Here is a 16,838-nt window from a genome sequence, read left to right as displayed (position 1 = left end):
ATGGATGTATAGTGACGGCCGTGCAATGGCCCCACGATCCGGAAAGGGCGTTGCTTTACAAATCAGGAGACTTGGTGGCACGTCGTACGAAGGAAGAAGCAATGGCCACGCGTCATCGGTTGCTCGATGCCGCGGAGCTGCTGTTTCAGGCGCAAGGCGTCTCGCAGACCACGCTGCAGCAGATCGCGCAGCAGGCGGGTGCGACGCGCGGCGCCATCTATTGGCATTTCAAGGACAAGGCCGACCTGTTCAACGCCATGATGGAGCGCGTCATCCTGCCGCTCGAAGCGGGGCCGAAGGCCGCCATTGCCAGCGGCATCGACGACCCGCTGGCTGAAATAGAAGAGGGCATGGTCCATGCGCTGACCCTCATGACCACCGACCCGCAGGTGCGCCGCGTGTTCGACGTGGCGACCCACAAGGTCGAGTACACGCACGACATGGCCTCGGTGCAGCAGCGCCACCTCGACGCCCGCAACGCCTGCGTCAGCGACTTCGAAAAAGCCCTGCGGCTGGCCGCCCGCCGGGCCCGCATCAAGCTGCCGGTGCCCGGAGCCATGGCTGCGCAGGGGCTTCACGCCCTCATCGGCGGGCTCATCCAGAACTGGCTGCTCGACCCCGAGGCTTTCGATCTCGTGCCCACCGGCAGGCGCACTTTCAGGGTCTATCTGGCGGGCCTGGGCTTCGGTCCGCTGCTGTCCGGAACGAGCGTTGCGCACGAAGCCGAAACAGCGGACGCCTGATAGGCGATAATGTCTGGCTCCGGTGCTTGCCGGAGCCCTCTCTCGCTGTATTTCAACGGATAGAATTCGGCCCTCCGAAGGCTGAGATCCAGGTTCGATTCCTGGCGGCGGGACCACATACCAAACCGGAAGCTCCCAAAAGCTTCCGGTTTTTCTTTTTTCCCACCCATGACGGAGTTGACTGATCTGGACGAGGCCAGCCTGGCCGCGCACGCCGCCGAATGGCGGCGGCGCGCATTGCGCGGCGAGAAAAAGGCGCGCGGCATCGCCCATGCCCTCGAGACCGAATTGCGCCGCCGCTCCGGCGATTCCATCGTGTCGCAGAACACCGAAGACCTCGACACCCGGCCGCTGGCGCTGCGAAACGCGCCGCGGCCGTGGTGGAAGTTCTGGTGAGCCTGAGCGGCTGTTCCCGCAGCGCCGCTACGCCATCGTGAAATGCGAGGGCGGGCGCCCCAGCGTCTTGCGGAACATCGTCGAGAACGCTCCCGGGCTGTCGTAGCCCATGTCCAGCGCCACCACCGTCACCGGCTCGCCCGCCGCGAGCCGTGACAGCGCCACCAGCACGCAGGCGCGCTGACGCCATTTGCCGAAGGCCATGCCCGTCTCCAGGCTGAAGCGGCGGTTGAAGGTGCGTTCGCTGACGTTCAATTGTCCGGCCCATGTCGACGGCGCTGCGTGGATGTCGGGCCGCCGGAGAAATTCCACGCAGAGCCCCGCCAACGCCGGATCGCGCGGCAGCGGCACATGCAGCAGCGGCAGTGCGTCGGCGCGCGCCACCTCGTGCAGCACGAGGCGCATCAGCACACCGTCGCGGCCCTGCCTGTCGTACTCGGCCGGCGCCTCGATCGCTTCCATCAGCAACTGGCGCAGCAGCGGCGACACGTTCAGCACCTCGCACTGGTCGCCCTTGCGCGGCACGTCGCGCGGCTCGATGTAGAGGCTGCGCGTGCTCACGCCGAGCATGCGCACCCGGTGCGGCTTGCCGGCCGGGATCCACACGCCGCGCTGCGGCGGCACGACCCAGGCGCCGTCGTCGGTGCCGACCTCCATCACGCCGGTGGCGCCGTACAGGAACTGCGCGCGCCGGTGGCTGTGCGTGTGCAGCATCGTGCCCGGCGGGTAGTCGGAGCCTATGGCCAGCACCGCGCGGGCGATGGCATCCACGGAGTCGAGCGGGACATTGCGCATGGCGTCGTGGCAAGAAGCGGTTTGGCTGAAATGCAAACATTATTGGCCCACATGCGCAAGCGCGCCAAGCCATGCCAACCTATCGTGACGGTCTTGTCCTCAATGCCCAGGAGCGTTTCGTGTCGATCTATCTCATGCTTGCCGGCTTCGGTTGCCTGGCGGGCGTCACCACCGTGCTGTTCGGTTTTGGCGGCGGCTTCGTCGTCGTTCCCTTGCTCTATCGGGCGCTGATCGCGGAACACGGCGCGGACAGCGCCACCGGCCAGTCCGCCATGCACATCGCCGTGGCCACCTCGACCTGCGTGATGATCGTCAGCGCCATGCTCGCGACGCGGCGGCACCAGCGCGCCGGCACGCTCGACTGGGCGCAGGTGCGTCCGCTGCTGCGGCCCATCGGCGCCGGCGCGGTGGTGGGGGCGGCAGCGGCCGTCGCGGCCGACGGCGAGTTCGTGCGCTGGGCCTTCATCGTGTACCTCGGCGCGACCATCCTCGATTGCGTGTTTCGGCCCGGCTTTCTGGCGCACACCGCGCCTGCCGTCGCGCGCCCGCTGTCGGGGCAGGTCGCGACCTTCGGCAGCTTCGTCATCGGGCTGATCGCCGCGTTCCTCGGCGTGGGCGGCAGCGTCATGACCGTGCCGCTGATGCGCCGCCGGGGCGCGGCCATGACGCATGCGACGGCCATGGCCAACCCTCTGTCGCTGCCCATCGCGTTGGCCGGCACCGCGACCTACATGGGGCTGGCATGGAACTCCGCCGCGTCGCTGGAAGGCTGGCACATCGGCTACGTGGACGTGCCCGCGTTCGCCGCGCTGGTGGCGGGTTCGCTGATCGGCGTGCGCGCGGCCGCGCCGCTGATCGGCCGCATTCCGGACCGCATCCACACCTGGGTCTACCTGGGCCTGCTGGTGGCCGTGCTGGCGGGCATGGTGCTGCGCTGAGCGTGCATGTCAGCCGAAGCCGATGCTTCGCGCCAAAGCCTTGCGGCGGCCCGCCGAGGCATGACACCATGGCCACATGCCATACCAACTGCATTACTGGCCCACCATCCAGGGCCGCGGTGAATTCGTGCGGCTTGCGCTCGAGGCGGCCGGCGCCGAGTACGTCGACGTGGCGCGGCTGCCCGAATCGAAGGGCGGGGGAGAGTCCGCGCTGGGCCGCCGCCTCGGCGATGCCGGCAACGCGCGTCCCGCGTTCGCGCCGCCCTTCCTGGTCGACGGCGACATCGTGGTCGGCCAGACCGCCGCGATCCTGCTGTACCTGGGGCCGCGGCTGGGGCTTTCGGGCGTGGGCGAATCCGACGGGCTGTGGACGCACCAATTGCAACTCACCATCGCCGACGCGGTGGCGGAGGCCCACGACACGCACCACCCGATCTCGACCGGCGCCTACTACGAAGACCAGCGCGACGCCGCCATGCAGCGCGCGAAGGCCTTTCGCGAAGAGCGCATCCCGAAGTTCCTGAACTGGTTCGAAGAGGTGCTGCAGCGCAACCCCGCGGGCAGCCTGCATCTGGTCGGCGACATGCTGACCTATGCGGACCTGTCGCTGTTCCAACTGGTGGATGGCCTGCGCTACGCGTTCCCCAAGGCCACGGCGCGCGCGCTGGCCGCAACGCCGGCGGTCGAGAAGCTGCATGGCAACGTCAGGCGCCGCCAACGCGTGCACGACTACCTGCAGAGCCCGCGCCGCATTGCGTTCAATGAGAACGGGATCTTCAGGCGCTATGCGGAGTTGGATGGCTAGCACCGGGCCTTTCATTCCACGACCGACGCCGCATCTTTCCACGACGGCAGCAGCACCAGCCCGGCGACCGTCACAGGCTTGTCTTGCGGGCCGAAGAGATACCGCTTTGGCACGATGCCCTCCAGATGCCGGAGCACGTCGGTACGGTCGTCGATGAAGTGCGTGATGCGCAGTTCCCGGCAGTGATCGGCTTTCTGCGGCCTCTGGAGGCAGAAGCGCAGGTTGGCGCGCGCGATGCCCGTGCGTTCGAAGAAGCGGTGGTGCTGCAGCCATGCGCGGCTCTTTGCCTGCACGCTGGGCCCGCACTTCGAGACCAGCCAGACGCGGCCTTCGAATTTTTCCACCAGCGGCGCGACGGCATCGAACATGCCTTCGTACGGCGGCGTCGCCAGGGCGTCCTGCAGCGAGCCGCCGATGAACGACGTGTCCGCGCCGCCGGCGCCTTCGGCCGCGATGAGCACGCGGCCGATGTCGATGCCGAGCCGGGGAAGATGATTGGTGTCTTTCATTTCTTTTCCTTTTTCGTGTTTGAAGCAGGCGGATCGTAGAAACGAAGCCAATCACCAGGAACTACTGATGTTGGATGTGCTATCCATAAAATGGATAGATGGAAATTCCCCGCACCAATCTCGACGCGCTGCAGTCGTTCGCGGTGTTCGCCGACACGCTGAACTTCAGCGAGGCGGCGCGCCTGCTGCACATCAGCCAGCCGGCCCTGCATGCGAAAGTGCGCAAGCTGGCCGAGCAACTCGACACGAAGCTCTACATGCGGGTCGGCGGCGCGCTCGAACTCACCAGCGTGGGCGAGCAAGTGGCGCGGCATGCGCGGGAGCTGCTCACGCTCAACCAGCGCTTCGTGAAGGGCCTGGCCGAAGGGCGTGACCAGCCGGTCGCCACGCTGGCCGCGGGAGAGGGCGCTTACCTCTATCTGCTGGGCAAGGCGCTGTCGCAGTTCTCGGGGCCCGGCGCCTCACCGCATCTGCAGCTGCTCACGCGCAACCGGGACGAAGCCATCCAGGCGGTACGGGCCGGACAGGCGCAACTCGGCATTGCGCCGCTGGGCACCGTGCCGGCGGACCTCACGGCGGTGCGTCTTACGGTCGTGGGACAGGTGCTGGTCGTGCCGCGTACGCACGCCCTGGCTTCGCGCAAATCGGTACGGCTGAGGGACTTGAAGGACGCCCAGCTCATCGTGCCGCCGGCGGGGCGGCCGCACCGAGAGCTGCTCGGCCGGCTGCTGCAGGCCGAATCGGTGCCGTGGCAGCCCTCGCTCGAGGCCAACGGCTGGGAACTGATGCTCCGGTTCGCCCAATTGGGCTTCGGCCTCGCCGTGGTCAATGCCTGCTGCCGGATTCCCAAAGGGCTGGTGGCGATCCCGCTGCAGGGCTATCCGGCGCTCGAATACCATGTGTTCCACACCGCCGACCGGCCGCCGGCACCGCACGTGCGGCGGCTCATGGATGCTCTGCTGGCCCACCGCGACCACTGGAAGTCCGCGCCATGACGCCCGAGGGCGCGAGCAAGTTCATCGCCTACGTGCTGCGCCACGCGCCCGAATCGGTTGGCCTGCGGCTCGATGCGGAAGGCTGGGCCGATATCGATGCACTGGTGGCGGGCGCGGTGGCCGGCGGGCGCGACCTCTCGCGCGCCGAGGTCTTGAATGCCATCGATTCGGGCGCCAAGAAGCGCTACGAGCTGTCTGCCGACGGGCGGCGCATCCGTGCCCTGCAGGGCCACTCGACACCGCAAGTCAGCCGCAGCTTCGAGGCAGTGGTGCCGCCGGCATTGCTCTTTCACGGCACGGCCACGCGCTTTCTGGACGCGATCCGCGCGCAAGGGCTCTTGCCGGGCACCCGGCAGCACGTGCATCTGTCGGCCGACGAGGCCACGGCGGTGCAGGTCGGACGACGGCATGGCAAGGTGCATGTGCTCGTGGTCGACGCCGGTGGAATGCATGCGCTGGGGCATGCCTTTCACTGCGCAGAGAATGGTGTCTGGCTGACGGCCAGCGTGCCGCCGGAGTTCCTGTCGGGCTAGGTTTCTTCCGCCCCGTTGCGAATCCGCAGCGCCAATTCATACAAGGTGTTGCGCGGCGAACCGCTTATCTCGGCGGCCAGCTTCACCGCCGTCTTCACAGGCAGTTCTTCCAGCAGCAGCCTCAGGACCCGCTCGCCCTCGGCTCCGCCGTCGCCGCTCACCGCCACAGGATGCAGCACCAGCGCGAACTCGCCGCGCGTGCGGTCGCGGTCGGCGCCGAACCAGTCGGGCAGGGCGCTGGCGGCCACGGTTGCGATTTCCTCGAACTGCTTGGTCAGTTCGCGGCCCACGGTGATACGGCGCTCGCCCAGCGTCGCGAGCGCGCGCGCCAGGCTCTCGATGCGGTGCGGCGCCTCCAGCAGCACCACGGCGCGCGGCTCCTGCGACAGCGCCTGCACGGCCGTGTCGCGTTCGCCGGCCTTGCTCGGCAGGAAGCCGGCGAACACGAAGGCGCTGCTGGCATTGCCGTCGCCGCCGTCGGCCACCAGGCCCGCCGCGCCGACCAGCGTGGTCACGCTGCTGGCACCGGGCAGCGGCAGCACGCGTTGGCCTGCCGCGCGCACGGCGGCGGCGAGCCGGGCGCCGGGGTCGCTCACGCCGGGCGTGCCGGCGTCGCTGACGTAGGCGATGCGCTCACCTTGCGCAAGCCGCGCGACCACTGTCTGCGCGGCCTCGGCCTCGTTGTGCTGGTGCACCGCGAGCAGCCGTGCGCCGGGGCGGTCGATGCCGTAGGCGCGCAGCAGGCTCTGGGTGTGGCGCGTGTCTTCGCAGGCGATCGCGTCGACCAGCTGCAGCACATGCAGAGCGCGCAAGGTGATGTCGGCCAGGTTGCCGATCGGCGTGGCGACCACGTAAAGGGTGCCTTGCGGATAATGCTGCGCACCCGCGGCGTCGTGCGCGGCCGCGAGGGCGGCGCCGAAAGAAGCAGGGGCGAGTGAAGCCAAAGAGTTTCTCCGTCAGATCGAACAAGAAGATTGCAGGCAGGGAGCCATGAAGACCGACACCACAACGAAGCATCGCGGCGATGCGGCGGAAGACGCCGCGCTCGACCATCTGCAGGACGCCGGCCTGGTGCTGGTCGCGCGCAATTATCGGACGCCCGGGCGCGGCGGCGGCGAGATCGACCTGATCATGCGCGATCCGCGCGACCAGACGCTGGTGTTCGTCGAAGTCCGACAGCGCAGCACCGGCGCGCACGGCGGCGCGGGCGGCAGCATCACGGGCCTGAAGCAGCGGCGCATCGTGTTCGCCGCGCGGCACTACCTGAACCAATTGCGCACGCTGCCGCCGTGCCGTTTCGACGTGGTGCTGGTCGAGGAGAAAATCACCTGGCTTCAGGCCGCCTTCGATGCCGCCTGAAGCACCTCCGCGGGAACTGAAGCCCTCCTGAAGGCTCCACAACTCACACGTCTTGTTTCACAGCCCCCAGTTATCATCCCGCCTCATGCTCGAGCAACGGATTCAGCAGCACTTCATTGACAGTGCCGACCTCAAATATCAGACCGGACCGGTCCTCAGCAAACCCATCTCGCAGGCGATGCAGGCCATCCTGGCCTGCGTGACCAGCGGCGGCAAGGTGCTTGCCTGCGGCGCCGGTGTGTCGGGGCTGCTGGCGGCCCAGTTCGCCGCGCAGTTCGTGGGCCGCTTCGAACGCGAGCGGCCCGAGCTCGGTGCCATCGCGCTGCCCGGCGACACCACCGACCCGAATGCCGACAGCGCCAGTGCCATCGACGCCGACCGCTTCGCGCGCCAGGTGCGCGCGCTCGGCCAGGCCGGCGACGTGCTGCTCGCGCTGAGCGCCAGCGGCCAGTCGGCGGCGGTGCTCGCGGCCGTGACGGCGGCGCACGAGCGCGACATGACCGTGGTCGCGCTGCTGGGCAATGCCGTGTCGGGTGCGCCTTCGGCGCCGGGCGCGGGCGGCAGCGGCACCGGCGGTGTCATCGGCCGAGCGCTGCGCGAAACCGACGTCCAGATCAGCGTGCCGCACGAGCGTGCGGCGCGCATCCACGAAGTCCACCTGCTCGCGCTGCATTGCCTGTGCGACGGTGTGGATGCCCAGTTACTCGGAGAACAGGAAGTTTCCCCATGACCCTCGCAACCATGAAAACGACACCGACCCGACGTTTCGCCATCGCACTCACTCTGGGGGCCGCGCTGGTCGCGGGGCTTTCCGCCTGTGTGCCGCTGGTGGTGGGCGGCGCTGCCGTGGTGGGCGTGGGCATGGTGGCGACCGACCGCCGCAGCTCCGGCGCGCAACTGGACGACCAGGGCATCGAGCTTCGCGCCGCGGCCCGCGTGCGCGACATCGCCAACGACCAGATGTACGTGAGCGTCACCAGCTACAACCGCCAGGTGCTGCTGACCGGCGCCGTGGGCAGCGACGCCGACCGCCGCCGCGTCGAGGACGAGGTGAGCCGCGTCGTCAACGTGCGCTCGGTGGTCAACGAGCTGACCGTGGGCAGCTCGAGCACCTTCCAGGACCGCTCGAACGACCTGTACATCACCGGCAAGGTGAAGGCCTCGCTGCTCGACGCCAAGGACATCTTCGCCAATTCGTTCAAGGTGGTGACGGAGCGCGGCGTGGTCTACCTGATGGGCATCGCCACCCGCCGCGAGACCGACCGCGCCACCGAAATCACGCGTGGCGTGACGGGTGTGGTGAAGGTGGTGCGCGTGGTCGAAGTCGTGTCCGAAGCCGACTTGGCCGCCAGCCAGGCTGCGAACCAGGCCGCGGCCCAGCGCGGCGGCCAGGGCCCCGCGCCGGTGACGTCGGCCACGCCGTCGACGCCTTCGTCGACCGTGGTGCCGGCTTCTTCTTCGTCGTCCTCGTCGCGCGTGCCGCTGCCGCCGATGGACCCGCTGCCCGCCAGCGGCGCGACGACCGCGCCGATCCGCTGAATGAAAAAAGCCCGCTCAGCGGGCTTTTCTTATTTGAGGCGAGTGATGAGGCTCGAGGTGTCCCAGCGCCGCCCGCCGGCCTGCTGCACGTCGGCGTAGAACTGGTCGACCAGCGCCGTCACCGGCACGCGCGCACCGTTGCGCTTGGCTTCGTCCAGCACCAGGCCCAGGTCCTTGCGCATCCAGTCGACCGCGAAGCCGTAGTCGAACTTGCCGTCGATCATGGTCTTGCCGCGGTTTTCCATCTGCCAGCTCTGGGCCGCGCCCTTGCTGATGACGCCCAGCACGGCTTCCATGTCGAGCCCGGCGCGCTGGCCGAAGGCAATGGCTTCGGACAGGCCCTGCACCAGCCCCGCGATGGCGATCTGGTTGACCATCTTCGCGAGCTGGCCGGCGCCGCTTTCGCCCAGCAGCGTGACCGCGCGCGAGAACGCCATGGCCACCGGCTTGATGCGCTCGAACACGGCCGCGTCGCCGCCGCACATGACGGTGAGCGCGCCGTTCTGCGCGCCGGCCTGGCCGCCCGAGACGGGCGCGTCGATGAAGTGCAGGCCCAGCGCCTGCGCCGCTTTCGACAGTTCGCGCGCCACGTCGGCCGAGGCCGTGGTGTGGTCGACGAAGGCCGCGCCCTTCTTCATGCCCGCGAAGGCGCCGTCGTCGCCCAGCACCACCGAGCGCAGGTCGTCGTCGTTGCCGACGCAGCAGAACACGATGTCGGCGCCGGCGGCCGCTTCGCGCGGCGTGGGGGCATGGCGGCCGGGCGCGCCGAATTCGGCGGCCCAGGCCTGCGACTTGGCGGGCGTGCGGTTGTAGACCGTGACGGCGTGGCCGGCCTTGGCCAGGTGGCCGGCCATGGGGCCGCCCATGACGCCGAGGCCCAGGAAGGCGACGGTCTGCGCAGGGACGGATTCGTAGGTGCGGGTGTTGATGCTGCTCATGGGGCGACAGCTTAAAGCCATTCCGCGACCGATGCGATGGCTCAAACCTGTACGTGAACGTACAGGTTTGGGTAGAATGGTCTCATCATGACCACGCCGAACTCCGCCAGGACCATCACCGTGCGCGATGCCGCGGCCCGGCTCGAGGTCACGCCGCGCACGCTCAAGTACTACGAAGAACGGGGCATCGTGGTGCCGGTGCGCAGCGAAGGCGGCTACCGCCTCTACGAGCAGGCCGACCTCGACAAGCTGGCGCGCGTGCTGCGCATGCGCTCGCTGGGCTTCTCGCTCACGGCCATCACCACCATGCTGCAGCAGCCCATGGAGGCGCCGGCCGAAGGCGGCCGTCCGCGCCTGTCGAACGCGTCGCTCAAGACCCTGCGCGAAACCCTCACCGGGCAGCTCTCCACGCTCGACGCGCGCGTGGCCCAGGTGCGCCGCGAGCTCAAGGAGGCCGCCTCGCTGCAGGCGCAGTTGCGGCGCGACCTCGACTACGTGGAGCGCCGCCTCGCCGGCGAGCCTGTGGAAGAGGCGCTGGAGCAACGCCGCAAGGAGCGGCCGGTGTCATGAGCTCCCCGGCCCTGGCGTGGCCTTCGCGCGGCAATGCCGCGGTCGCGCTGCTGCCCTGGGCCATCGGCCTCGTCACGGCCATCGACTACTTCGACAACGCGCTGTTCGCCTTCTTCGCGAGCTACATCGCCGGCGGCGTCAACGCCTCGCCCGACGAACTCGTGTGGGCCTCCAGCGCCTATGCGCTGGGCGCGGTGCTCGGCATCCTGCACCAGCATGCGTGGGTCGAGCGGCTGGGCTATCGGCGCTACCTCGCGGTCTGCATGTTCGCCTTCGCGCTGGGCGGCGTGGGCGCCGCGCTCTGCGACAGCTCCATGCAGCTGACGGCCGCGCGCGCGGTGCAAGGCTATTTCGTCGGGCCGATGCTCGGCGCCTGCCGCATCCTGATCCAGATCGGCATCGCGCCCGCGCGCCGTGCCCAGGCGCTGAAGGCCTTCATGGTGCTGATCGTGTTCGGCGGCGCGCTGGCGCCCATTGCCGGCGCCTTCCTGGTCACCAACTTCGACTGGCGCTGGCTGTTCGCCTGCACCGCACCGGCCGCCGCGCTGATCGGCCTGCTGGTGCTCTGGACGCTGCCCGATATCGGCGATGTCGCGCCGCACGAGCGCACCGAGCCGCACTACATCGCCTACGTGGTGTTCGCGCTCGCGCAGGCCGCGCTGCAGGTGGTGCTGACGCGCTCGCACTTCGAGCTGTTCACCGGCTCGCCCGCGCTGATCGGGCTCACGCTCGCCGGCGTGGCGGGGCTCGCATGGTTCGGCTGGCAGCAGTGGCGGCACCCGGCGCCGCTGGTGCGGCTGCATGCGCTGCGCAACGCGTCGTTTCGCGTGGGGCTCGCGCTCTACGTCGTCTATTACTACCTCTCCACGGGCTTCAGCTACCTGCTGCCGCGCATGATGGAAGGCGGGCTCGGCTTCACGGTGGGCAACACGGGCTACTTCACCGGCGCCGCCTCGCTCGCGACGGGGCTGCTGGTGTTCGTCTACCTGAAGTACTCGGCGCGGCTGACGCGCAAGAAGTGGCTCATCGTCGCGGGCTTCGGCATCGCGGCGCTGGCGGCCTGGTGGTTGTCGCGCGTCACGCCGCAGGCGGGGCGCGAGGCCCTGCTGGGGCCGCTGCTGTTGCGCGGCCTGCTGATGCTGTTCGTGGTGCTGCCCGTCGCCAACCTCACCTTCAGGCCCTTCGCGGCGGAAGAGTTCGCGCACGGCTACCGGCTCAAGAACCTGGTGCGCCAGCTGGCGATTTCATTCGCCACGTCGAGCGTGATCGCGCTGCAGCAGCACCGGCTGGCGCTGCACGAAGTGCGCCTCGGCGAATCGGCCAACCCCGCGAACGCCAGCTTCATGCAGGCGCTGGAGTCGCTGACCCACGGTTTCGCGGCAGCCGGCCATGCGGCGGGCGAGGCGCATGCGATGGCGTTGGGCACGCTCTACCGAACGCTCGAGCAGCAGGCCACGTTCATGGCCTCGCTCGACGGTTTCACCGCGATGGCGGTGATTGCGCTGGCCGCGGGCGTGTTCGCGGCGTGGCAGAAGACGATCGACTAGACGATCGCGAAGTGCTCGGTGCCGGCAGCGAGGTCGCTGCTGCGCGCGCGCTGGCTGTTGAGCTTGATCTGCAGCCGCAGGTCGTTGGCCGAATCGGCGTTGCGGATCGCGTCCTCGAAAGTGATCGAGTGGCTCTCGAACAGGTCGAACAGCGCCTGGTCGAAGGTCTGCATGCCCAGGTTGCGGCTCTTCTTCATGATTTCCTTGATCTCGCCCACCTCGCCCTTGAAGATCAGGTCGGAAATCAGCGGCGTGTTCAGCAGCACTTCGAAAGCCGCCACGCGGCCCAGGCCGTCTTCGGTTGGCACCAGCCGCTGCGACACCAGCGAGCGCAGGTTCAGCGACAGGTCCATCAGCAGCTGCGCGCGGCGCTCTTCGGGGAAGAAGTTGATGATGCGGTCCAGTGCCTGGTTGGCGCTGTTGGCGTGCAGCGTGGCCATGCACAGGTGGCCGGTCTCGGCGAAGGCCACGGCGTGCTCCATGGTCTCGCGGTCGCGGATTTCGCCCATCAGGATCACGTCGGGTGCCTGGCGCAGCGTGTTCTTCAGCGCGGCTTCCCAGCTGTCGGTGTCGATGCCCACTTCGCGCTGCGTCACCACGCAGTTCTTGTGCGGGTGCACGAACTCCACCGGGTCTTCCACCGTCACGATGTGGCCGAACGAATTTTCGTTGCGCCAGTCGATCATCGCGGCCAGCGTGGTCGACTTGCCCGAGCCGGTGGCACCCACCAGGATGCACAGGCCGCGCTTGCTCATCGTCACTTCCTTGAGCACCTGCGGCATGCCCAGGTCGTCGATGGTCGGCAGCTTGGCGGGAATGGTCCGCAGCACCATGCCGACCTTGCCCTGCTGCACGAACGCGTTCACGCGGAAGCGGCCGATGCCGGTCGGCGAGATCGCGAAGTTGCACTCCTTGGTGCGCTCGAATTCCGCCGTCTGGCGGTCGTTCATGATCGAGCGCGTGAGCGCCAGCGTGTGCTGCGCGCCCAGCGCCTGCTGCGACACCTTGGTCACCTTGCCGTCGACCTTGATGGCCGGCGGGAAGTCGGCGGTGATGAACAGGTCGCTGCCGGCGCGGCTCACCATGAGCTTCAGGAGGTCGTTGATGAACTGGCTGGCTTGATCGCGTTCCATGATGTCTTTGCTCCGGGAGGGCTGCTGTTCGATCAGCCGGGGAAGTTTTCGGGGATCTTGGCCTTGCCTCTGGCCTCCGCAGCCGAGATGGTATTGCGCCGCACCAGTTCCGTCAGGTTCTGGTCGAGCGTCTGCATGCCCTGGCCCTGGCCGGTCTGGATGGTGGAGTACATCTGCGCCACCTTGGCCTCGCGGATCAGGTTGCGGATGGCCGGCGTGCCCAGCATGATCTCGTGCGCCGCCACGCGGCTCTGGCCGTCCTTGGTCTTGCACAGCGTCTGCGAGATCACCGCCTGCAGCGACTCCGACAGCATCGCGCGGATCATTTCCTTTTCTTCGCCCGGGAACACGTCGATGATCCGGTCGATGGTCTTGGCGGCCGACGAGGTATGCAGCGTGCCGAACACCAGGTGGCCCGTTTCGGCCGCGGTCATGGCCAGGCGGATGGTTTCTAGGTCGCGCAACTCGCCCACCAGGATGGCGTCCGGGTCTTCGCGCAGGGCGGAGCGCAGCGCGTTCGAGAACGACAGCGTCATCGGGCCCACTTCGCGCTGGTTGATCAGGCACTTCTTCGACTCGTGCACGAATTCGATCGGGTCTTCCACCGTGAGGATGTGGCCGTATTCGTTTTCGTTGAGATAGTTGACCATCGCGGCCAGCGTGGTCGACTTGCCAGAGCCCGTGGGGCCCGTCACCAGAACCAGCCCGCGCGGCTTGAGCGCCAGTTCGCCGAAAATCTTGGGCGCGTTCAGCTGCTCCAGCGTGAGGATCTTCGAGGGAATGGTCCGGAACACCGCGGCGGCGCCGCGCGCCTGGTTGAAGGCGTTCACGCGGAAGCGCGCGAGGCCGTCGATCTCGAACGAGAAGTCGACCTCCAGGAACTCTTCGTAGTGCTTGCGGTGCGTGTCGCTCATGATGTCGTACACCATCGCATGCACGCCCTTGTGGTCGAGCGCGTCGACGTTGATGCGGCGCACGTCGCCGTTTACGCGGATCATGGGCGGCAGGCCCGCGGAAAGATGCAGGTCGGAGGCTTTGTTCTTGACGCTGAATGCCAGCAGTTGGGTGATGTCCACGGGGCTCCTCGAATCGAGTTCGGTGACGTTTTGATACGATTTTGGACGATTATGACGATGATTGGCGACGACCTCCAGCAAGTAAACAACCGGATCGCGAAGGCGTGTGTAACGGCCGGCCGCGACCCCGCCGGGGTGCGGTTGCTGGCGGTGTCCAAGACCTTCGGGCCGGAGGCGGTGCGCGAGGCGCATGCGGCGGGCCAGTCGGCCTTCGGCGAGAACTACGTGCAGGAAGGGCTGGACAAGATCGAGGCATTGGCCGACCTGCGCGCCAGCCTCGAGTGGCACTGCATCGGCCCTCTGCAAAGCAACAAGACGCGGCCCGTGGCCGAGCATTTCGACTGGGTCCACAGCATCGACCGGCTCAAGATTGCCGAGCGTCTGTCGGCCCAGCGGCCTGCGCATCTGGCGCCGCTGAATGTATGCCTTCAGGTTAATGTGGACGGCGGCGCGAACAAGTCCGGCGTGACGCCTGACGAGGCATTGCCGCTCGCGCAGGCTGTGGCGGCGCTGCCACAGCTTCGGCTGCGCGGGCTCATGGCGATCCCCGAACCGGCGCCCGACTTCGCCGCGCAGCGCGAGTTGTTCCTTCGCGCGCATGCGCTCTACGAGTCGATCCGCCGCGCGGGCATCGCGTTCGACACGCTCTCGCTCGGCATGAGCGCCGACCTCGAGGCCGCCATCAGCGCCGGCAGCACGATGGTGCGCGTGGGCACCGCGATCTTCGGCGGGCGGGCGCGCAAGGCCGGCTGAGCCGCGCCGCACCGCACCACGCCGATCAGCGCAGGAAGAACAGCACGCTCATCGTCAGCCCGGTGGCGGCGATGCCGCGCCGCAGCCACACGACCGGCACCCGCCGCGCCACGCGCGCGCCCGCATAGCCGCCGAGCAGCGCGGCGCCCATCATGACCGAGGCCTCGCGCCATGCGATGAGCCCGCCCCAGGCATAAAGCGACACCGCGATCAGCGTGAGCAGCGCCGACACCTGGTTCTTCAGCCCGTTCATCGCATGCAGGTTCTTCTGTCCCAGCAGGCCGAACAACGCCAGCAGCAGGATGCCGAGCCCGCCGTTGAAATAGCCGCCGTACGCCGTGACCGCGAACACGCCGAGCATGGCCGGCGCGGGCCGCGCGGCTTCCGGCTTCTTCGACAGCGCAAGGCGCGGCCCAGCCATGAACAGGAAGGTCGCCAGAAGCAACAGCCACGGCACCACGCGGCGGAAGGTGGCGTCCGGTGTCAGCAACAGCAGCACGGCGCCGGTGCTGCCGCCGAGCAGGCACAGCAGCGCGAGCGTCAGGGCAGAGAGTCCGGGCGGCGGTTGCGTGTCGGAGCGGAAGCCCCAGGCACCCGCGATGTAGCCCGGCAGAAGCGCCAGCGTGCCCGTGGCGTTGGCACTGACCGCCGGGATGCCGGTCAGCACCAGCGCCGGCAGGGTCAGGAAGCTGCCGCCGCCGGCCACCGCGTTCAGCGCACCGGCGACGAAGGCCGCGACGACCAGCAGCGTCGTGTCGAAGAGCATGGCGCGGACCTCAGGCGAAGCCGCAGGCTTCGTCGAACGCGAGCCGCGGATGCCGCCCGAACAGCAGGGCTGCGTCGCCGTGGCCGAGGTTGCACAGGAAGTTGGTCTTCACCGTGGTGCCGCCCCAGAAGACCCGGTCGACCGCTTCCGTGTCGAAGCCCGACATCGGCCCGCAATCGAGCCCGACCGCGCGCGCCGCGAGGATGAAGTAGCCGGCCTGCAGGCTCGCGTTGCGGAACGCGGTGAGCGCCGCGTGCGCCTCCTTGCCGGGCGCGGTGAAGTGCTCGCGCATCGTGGGGTTGTGCGGAAAGAGGCGCGGCAGCTCGCGGTGGAACTCCGTGTCGAAACCGATGATGGCGGTGACGGGCGCGGTCATCGTCTTCTCGACATTGCCGGGCGACAGCAATGGCCGCAGCCGTTCGCGGCCTTCGTCGGTGCGCACGAAAAGCACGCGCATCGGCGAGCAGTTGGCGGAGGTCGGGCCCCACTTCACCAGCTCGTAGACCTGGCGCAGCTGCGCTTCGCTGACCGGGCGCGGCAGCCAGCCGTTGTGGGACCGGGCCTGCCGGAAGAGGGTGTCGAGGGCGCTGTCGGAAATCATGGGGTCGTCGTGTCGAAGGTCTGCATCAGGCGCAGCGCGGCCGTGGCGATGGCGCCGCCGGGCTGCGTCAGTGCGTCCAGGATCGTGAAGTGGTGGAGGCCAGGGCATGAGACATGGCCCGCGTGCACGTGCCGCCAGCTTTCGCGAATGGCCTCGTACTGCGCATGGAAGCCCGGGTTCTCGTCGTCGCCGAGCGCGGTGAGCAGCGGCGCGCCGGTGAGCGGCTTCAACAACGCGGGGCTCAATGCCGGCACGCTGCGCGGCGTGAAGCCCGTGGCCTCCACCACCGACGTCACATGCAGCAGCGGGCGCAGGTCGTAGAGCGCGCTCACGCACACCGCGGCGGCAACCTCCGGTTCGGTCGCGAGCAGCATCGCGGCAAGGTGTCCGCCGGCGGAATGCCCGCAGGCGAACAGCCGGCCGGCGGGCGCGTTCCATTCGGCGTGGTGCCTTGCGAGCCAGCGGGCCGCGCGGCGCACTTGCGCGACGATGGTCTCCACGTCCACGGCCGGGCACAGCGCATAGTTGACGACCGCCACCGCATAGCCGGCCGACGTGAACGGCGGCGCGACGATGGATGCGTCGGACTTGTCGAGCGAGCGCCAATAGCCGCCGTGGATGTACATCAAGGTGCCGCGCGGGCGCCCCTGCGGCAGGAACAGGTCGAGTTTCTCCATCGCATGCGGGCCGTACGCGATGTCGAGCCGGCAGGCCGCCGATGCACGCACCGCGGCCGACGCGTGCGCCCAGCCGTCGAAGATGCGCTGGTAGTGCGGTATGGCAAGGCGCGCGTTGTACAGCCGCTCGCCTTCCGGCAGCGGCATGCCGTCGGTGGTCATGCC

21 protein-coding genes and 1 tRNA gene are annotated in these 16,838 nt (G+C 68.5%); 13 read left to right on the top strand and 9 right to left on the bottom strand.

The features are described from left to right. Window positions 1-101 precede the first annotated feature (101 nt). From L3V85_RS30525 to L3V85_RS30515, 3 genes are all read left to right on the top strand, one after another. The gene (locus L3V85_RS30525) at window positions 102-743 is read left to right on the top strand and encodes a TetR family transcriptional regulator (protein ID WP_237676359.1); all 642 of its coding nucleotides are present in this window, start codon (window positions 102-104) and stop codon (window positions 741-743) included. A 41-nt stretch (window positions 744-784) separates the two neighbouring features. Further along, window positions 785-859: transfer RNA gene (locus L3V85_RS30520), tRNA-Arg, on the top strand. Window positions 860-911: 52 nt separating this feature from the next. Then, window positions 912-1,139, top strand: a complete 228-nt coding sequence (locus L3V85_RS30515) for a hypothetical protein (protein ID WP_237676358.1) — start codon at window positions 912-914, stop codon at window positions 1,137-1,139. A gap of 27 nt (window positions 1,140-1,166) precedes the next feature. Here the strand turns inward: L3V85_RS30515 and L3V85_RS30510 are convergent, their stop codons facing one another. Then, entirely contained in the window at window positions 1,167-1,934 is a 768-nt protein-coding gene (locus L3V85_RS30510) for an AraC family transcriptional regulator (RefSeq protein ID WP_237676357.1), read from the bottom strand. Window positions 1,935-2,005: 71 nt separating this feature from the next. Between L3V85_RS30510 and L3V85_RS30505 the strand changes: the two genes are divergently transcribed. Continuing rightward, window positions 2,006-2,872: a sulfite exporter TauE/SafE family protein gene (locus tag L3V85_RS30505; RefSeq protein ID WP_237676356.1), complete on the top strand. Its 867-nt coding sequence runs from the start codon at window positions 2,006-2,008 to the stop codon at window positions 2,870-2,872. A gap of 76 nt (window positions 2,873-2,948) precedes the next feature. Beyond that, window positions 2,949-3,677 (top strand): glutathione S-transferase, encoded by a 729-nt coding sequence (locus L3V85_RS30500; protein ID WP_237676355.1) that lies wholly within the window; start codon window positions 2,949-2,951, stop codon window positions 3,675-3,677. 11 nt (window positions 3,678-3,688) lie between these two features. Here the strand turns inward: L3V85_RS30500 and L3V85_RS30495 are convergent, their stop codons facing one another. Next, entirely contained in the window at window positions 3,689-4,186 is a 498-nt protein-coding gene (locus L3V85_RS30495) for a hypothetical protein (protein WP_237676354.1), read from the bottom strand. A 98-nt stretch (window positions 4,187-4,284) separates the two neighbouring features. Here L3V85_RS30495 and L3V85_RS30490 point away from each other — a divergent pair, with 98 nt between their 5' ends. Both L3V85_RS30490 and L3V85_RS30485 read left to right on the top strand, forming a co-directional pair. Further along, complete coding sequence (locus L3V85_RS30490; RefSeq protein ID WP_237676353.1) at window positions 4,285-5,181, top strand: LysR family transcriptional regulator; 897 nt, start codon at window positions 4,285-4,287, stop codon at window positions 5,179-5,181. Beyond that, window positions 5,178-5,714: an RNA 2'-phosphotransferase gene (locus tag L3V85_RS30485; RefSeq protein WP_237676352.1), complete on the top strand. Its 537-nt coding sequence runs from the start codon at window positions 5,178-5,180 to the stop codon at window positions 5,712-5,714. The genes L3V85_RS30490 and L3V85_RS30485 overlap by 4 nt, the downstream gene beginning before the upstream one ends. On the opposite strand, the gene rsmI is transcribed toward L3V85_RS30485, so the two are convergent. Further along, window positions 5,711-6,658, bottom strand: a complete 948-nt coding sequence (gene rsmI / locus L3V85_RS30480; RefSeq protein ID WP_237676351.1) for a 16S rRNA (cytidine(1402)-2'-O)-methyltransferase — start codon at window positions 6,656-6,658, stop codon at window positions 5,711-5,713. The two genes, L3V85_RS30485 and rsmI, sit on opposite strands and share 4 nt — an antisense overlap. 46 nt (window positions 6,659-6,704) lie before the next feature. Between rsmI and L3V85_RS30475 the strand changes: the two genes are divergently transcribed. The 3 genes from L3V85_RS30475 (at window position 6,705) to L3V85_RS30465 (ending at window position 8,612) form a co-directional block, all read left to right on the top strand. Further along, window positions 6,705-7,073 carry a YraN family protein gene (locus L3V85_RS30475; RefSeq protein WP_237676350.1) on the top strand — a complete coding sequence of 123 codons (369 nt, stop codon included), beginning with the start codon at window positions 6,705-6,707 and terminating at the stop codon, window positions 7,071-7,073. A gap of 85 nt (window positions 7,074-7,158) precedes the next feature. Further along, the gene (locus L3V85_RS30470; protein ID WP_237676349.1) at window positions 7,159-7,803 is read left to right on the top strand and encodes an SIS domain-containing protein; all 645 of its coding nucleotides are present in this window, start codon (window positions 7,159-7,161) and stop codon (window positions 7,801-7,803) included. Beyond that, complete coding sequence (locus L3V85_RS30465; protein ID WP_237676348.1) at window positions 7,800-8,612, top strand: BON domain-containing protein; 813 nt, start codon at window positions 7,800-7,802, stop codon at window positions 8,610-8,612. The genes L3V85_RS30470 and L3V85_RS30465 overlap by 4 nt, the downstream gene beginning before the upstream one ends. 29 nt (window positions 8,613-8,641) lie before the next feature. On the opposite strand, the gene L3V85_RS30460 is transcribed toward L3V85_RS30465, so the two are convergent. Further along, window positions 8,642-9,550: an NAD(P)-dependent oxidoreductase gene (locus tag L3V85_RS30460; protein WP_237676347.1), complete on the bottom strand. Its 909-nt coding sequence runs from the start codon at window positions 9,548-9,550 to the stop codon at window positions 8,642-8,644. An 87-nt stretch (window positions 9,551-9,637) separates the two neighbouring features. On the opposite strand from L3V85_RS30460, the gene L3V85_RS30455 reads away from it, so the two are divergent. Further along, window positions 9,638-10,120: a MerR family transcriptional regulator gene (locus L3V85_RS30455; protein WP_237676346.1), complete on the top strand. Its 483-nt coding sequence runs from the start codon at window positions 9,638-9,640 to the stop codon at window positions 10,118-10,120. Then, window positions 10,117-11,667 carry an MFS transporter gene (locus L3V85_RS30450; protein WP_237676345.1) on the top strand — a complete coding sequence of 517 codons (1,551 nt, stop codon included), beginning with the start codon at window positions 10,117-10,119 and terminating at the stop codon, window positions 11,665-11,667. The genes L3V85_RS30455 and L3V85_RS30450 overlap by 4 nt, the downstream gene beginning before the upstream one ends. Here the strand turns inward: L3V85_RS30450 and L3V85_RS30445 are convergent. Then, entirely contained in the window at window positions 11,664-12,800 is a 1,137-nt protein-coding gene (locus L3V85_RS30445; RefSeq protein ID WP_237676344.1) for a PilT/PilU family type 4a pilus ATPase, read from the bottom strand. The two genes, L3V85_RS30450 and L3V85_RS30445, sit on opposite strands and share 4 nt — an antisense overlap. Window positions 12,801-12,832: 32 nt before the next feature. Then, a complete protein-coding gene (locus tag L3V85_RS30440) occupies window positions 12,833-13,876 on the bottom strand; it encodes a type IV pilus twitching motility protein PilT (RefSeq protein WP_237676343.1) in 1,044 nt (347 codons plus the stop codon). A 51-nt stretch (window positions 13,877-13,927) separates the two neighbouring features. On the opposite strand from L3V85_RS30440, the gene L3V85_RS30435 reads away from it, so the two are divergent. Next, window positions 13,928-14,629: a YggS family pyridoxal phosphate-dependent enzyme gene (locus L3V85_RS30435; RefSeq protein WP_237676342.1), complete on the top strand. Its 702-nt coding sequence runs from the start codon at window positions 13,928-13,930 to the stop codon at window positions 14,627-14,629. Between the two features lie 25 nt (window positions 14,630-14,654). On the opposite strand, the gene L3V85_RS30430 is transcribed toward L3V85_RS30435, so the two are convergent. The 3 genes from L3V85_RS30430 to L3V85_RS30420 are packed head-to-tail and all read right to left on the bottom strand — an operon-like array spanning window position 14,655 to window position 16,835. After that, on the bottom strand, window positions 14,655-15,395 hold the full coding sequence (locus L3V85_RS30430) for a sulfite exporter TauE/SafE family protein (RefSeq protein WP_237676341.1): 741 nt from the start codon (window positions 15,393-15,395) through the stop codon (window positions 14,655-14,657). Between the two features lie 10 nt (window positions 15,396-15,405). Further along, the gene (locus L3V85_RS30425) at window positions 15,406-15,996 is read right to left on the bottom strand and encodes a malonic semialdehyde reductase (RefSeq protein WP_237676340.1); all 591 of its coding nucleotides are present in this window, start codon (window positions 15,994-15,996) and stop codon (window positions 15,406-15,408) included. Then, complete coding sequence (locus L3V85_RS30420; RefSeq protein WP_237676339.1) at window positions 15,993-16,835, bottom strand: alpha/beta hydrolase; 843 nt, start codon at window positions 16,833-16,835, stop codon at window positions 15,993-15,995. The genes L3V85_RS30425 and L3V85_RS30420 overlap by 4 nt, the downstream gene beginning before the upstream one ends. Window positions 16,836-16,838: the final 3 nt, after the last annotated feature.

This window comes from Variovorax paradoxus (assembly GCF_022009635.1).
In the GTDB taxonomy this organism is placed as follows: Bacteria; Pseudomonadota; Gammaproteobacteria; order Burkholderiales; family Burkholderiaceae_C; genus Variovorax.
The sequence above is the reverse complement of the archived record's forward strand: the minus strand, read 5'-3'. Positions and strand labels throughout refer to the sequence as shown.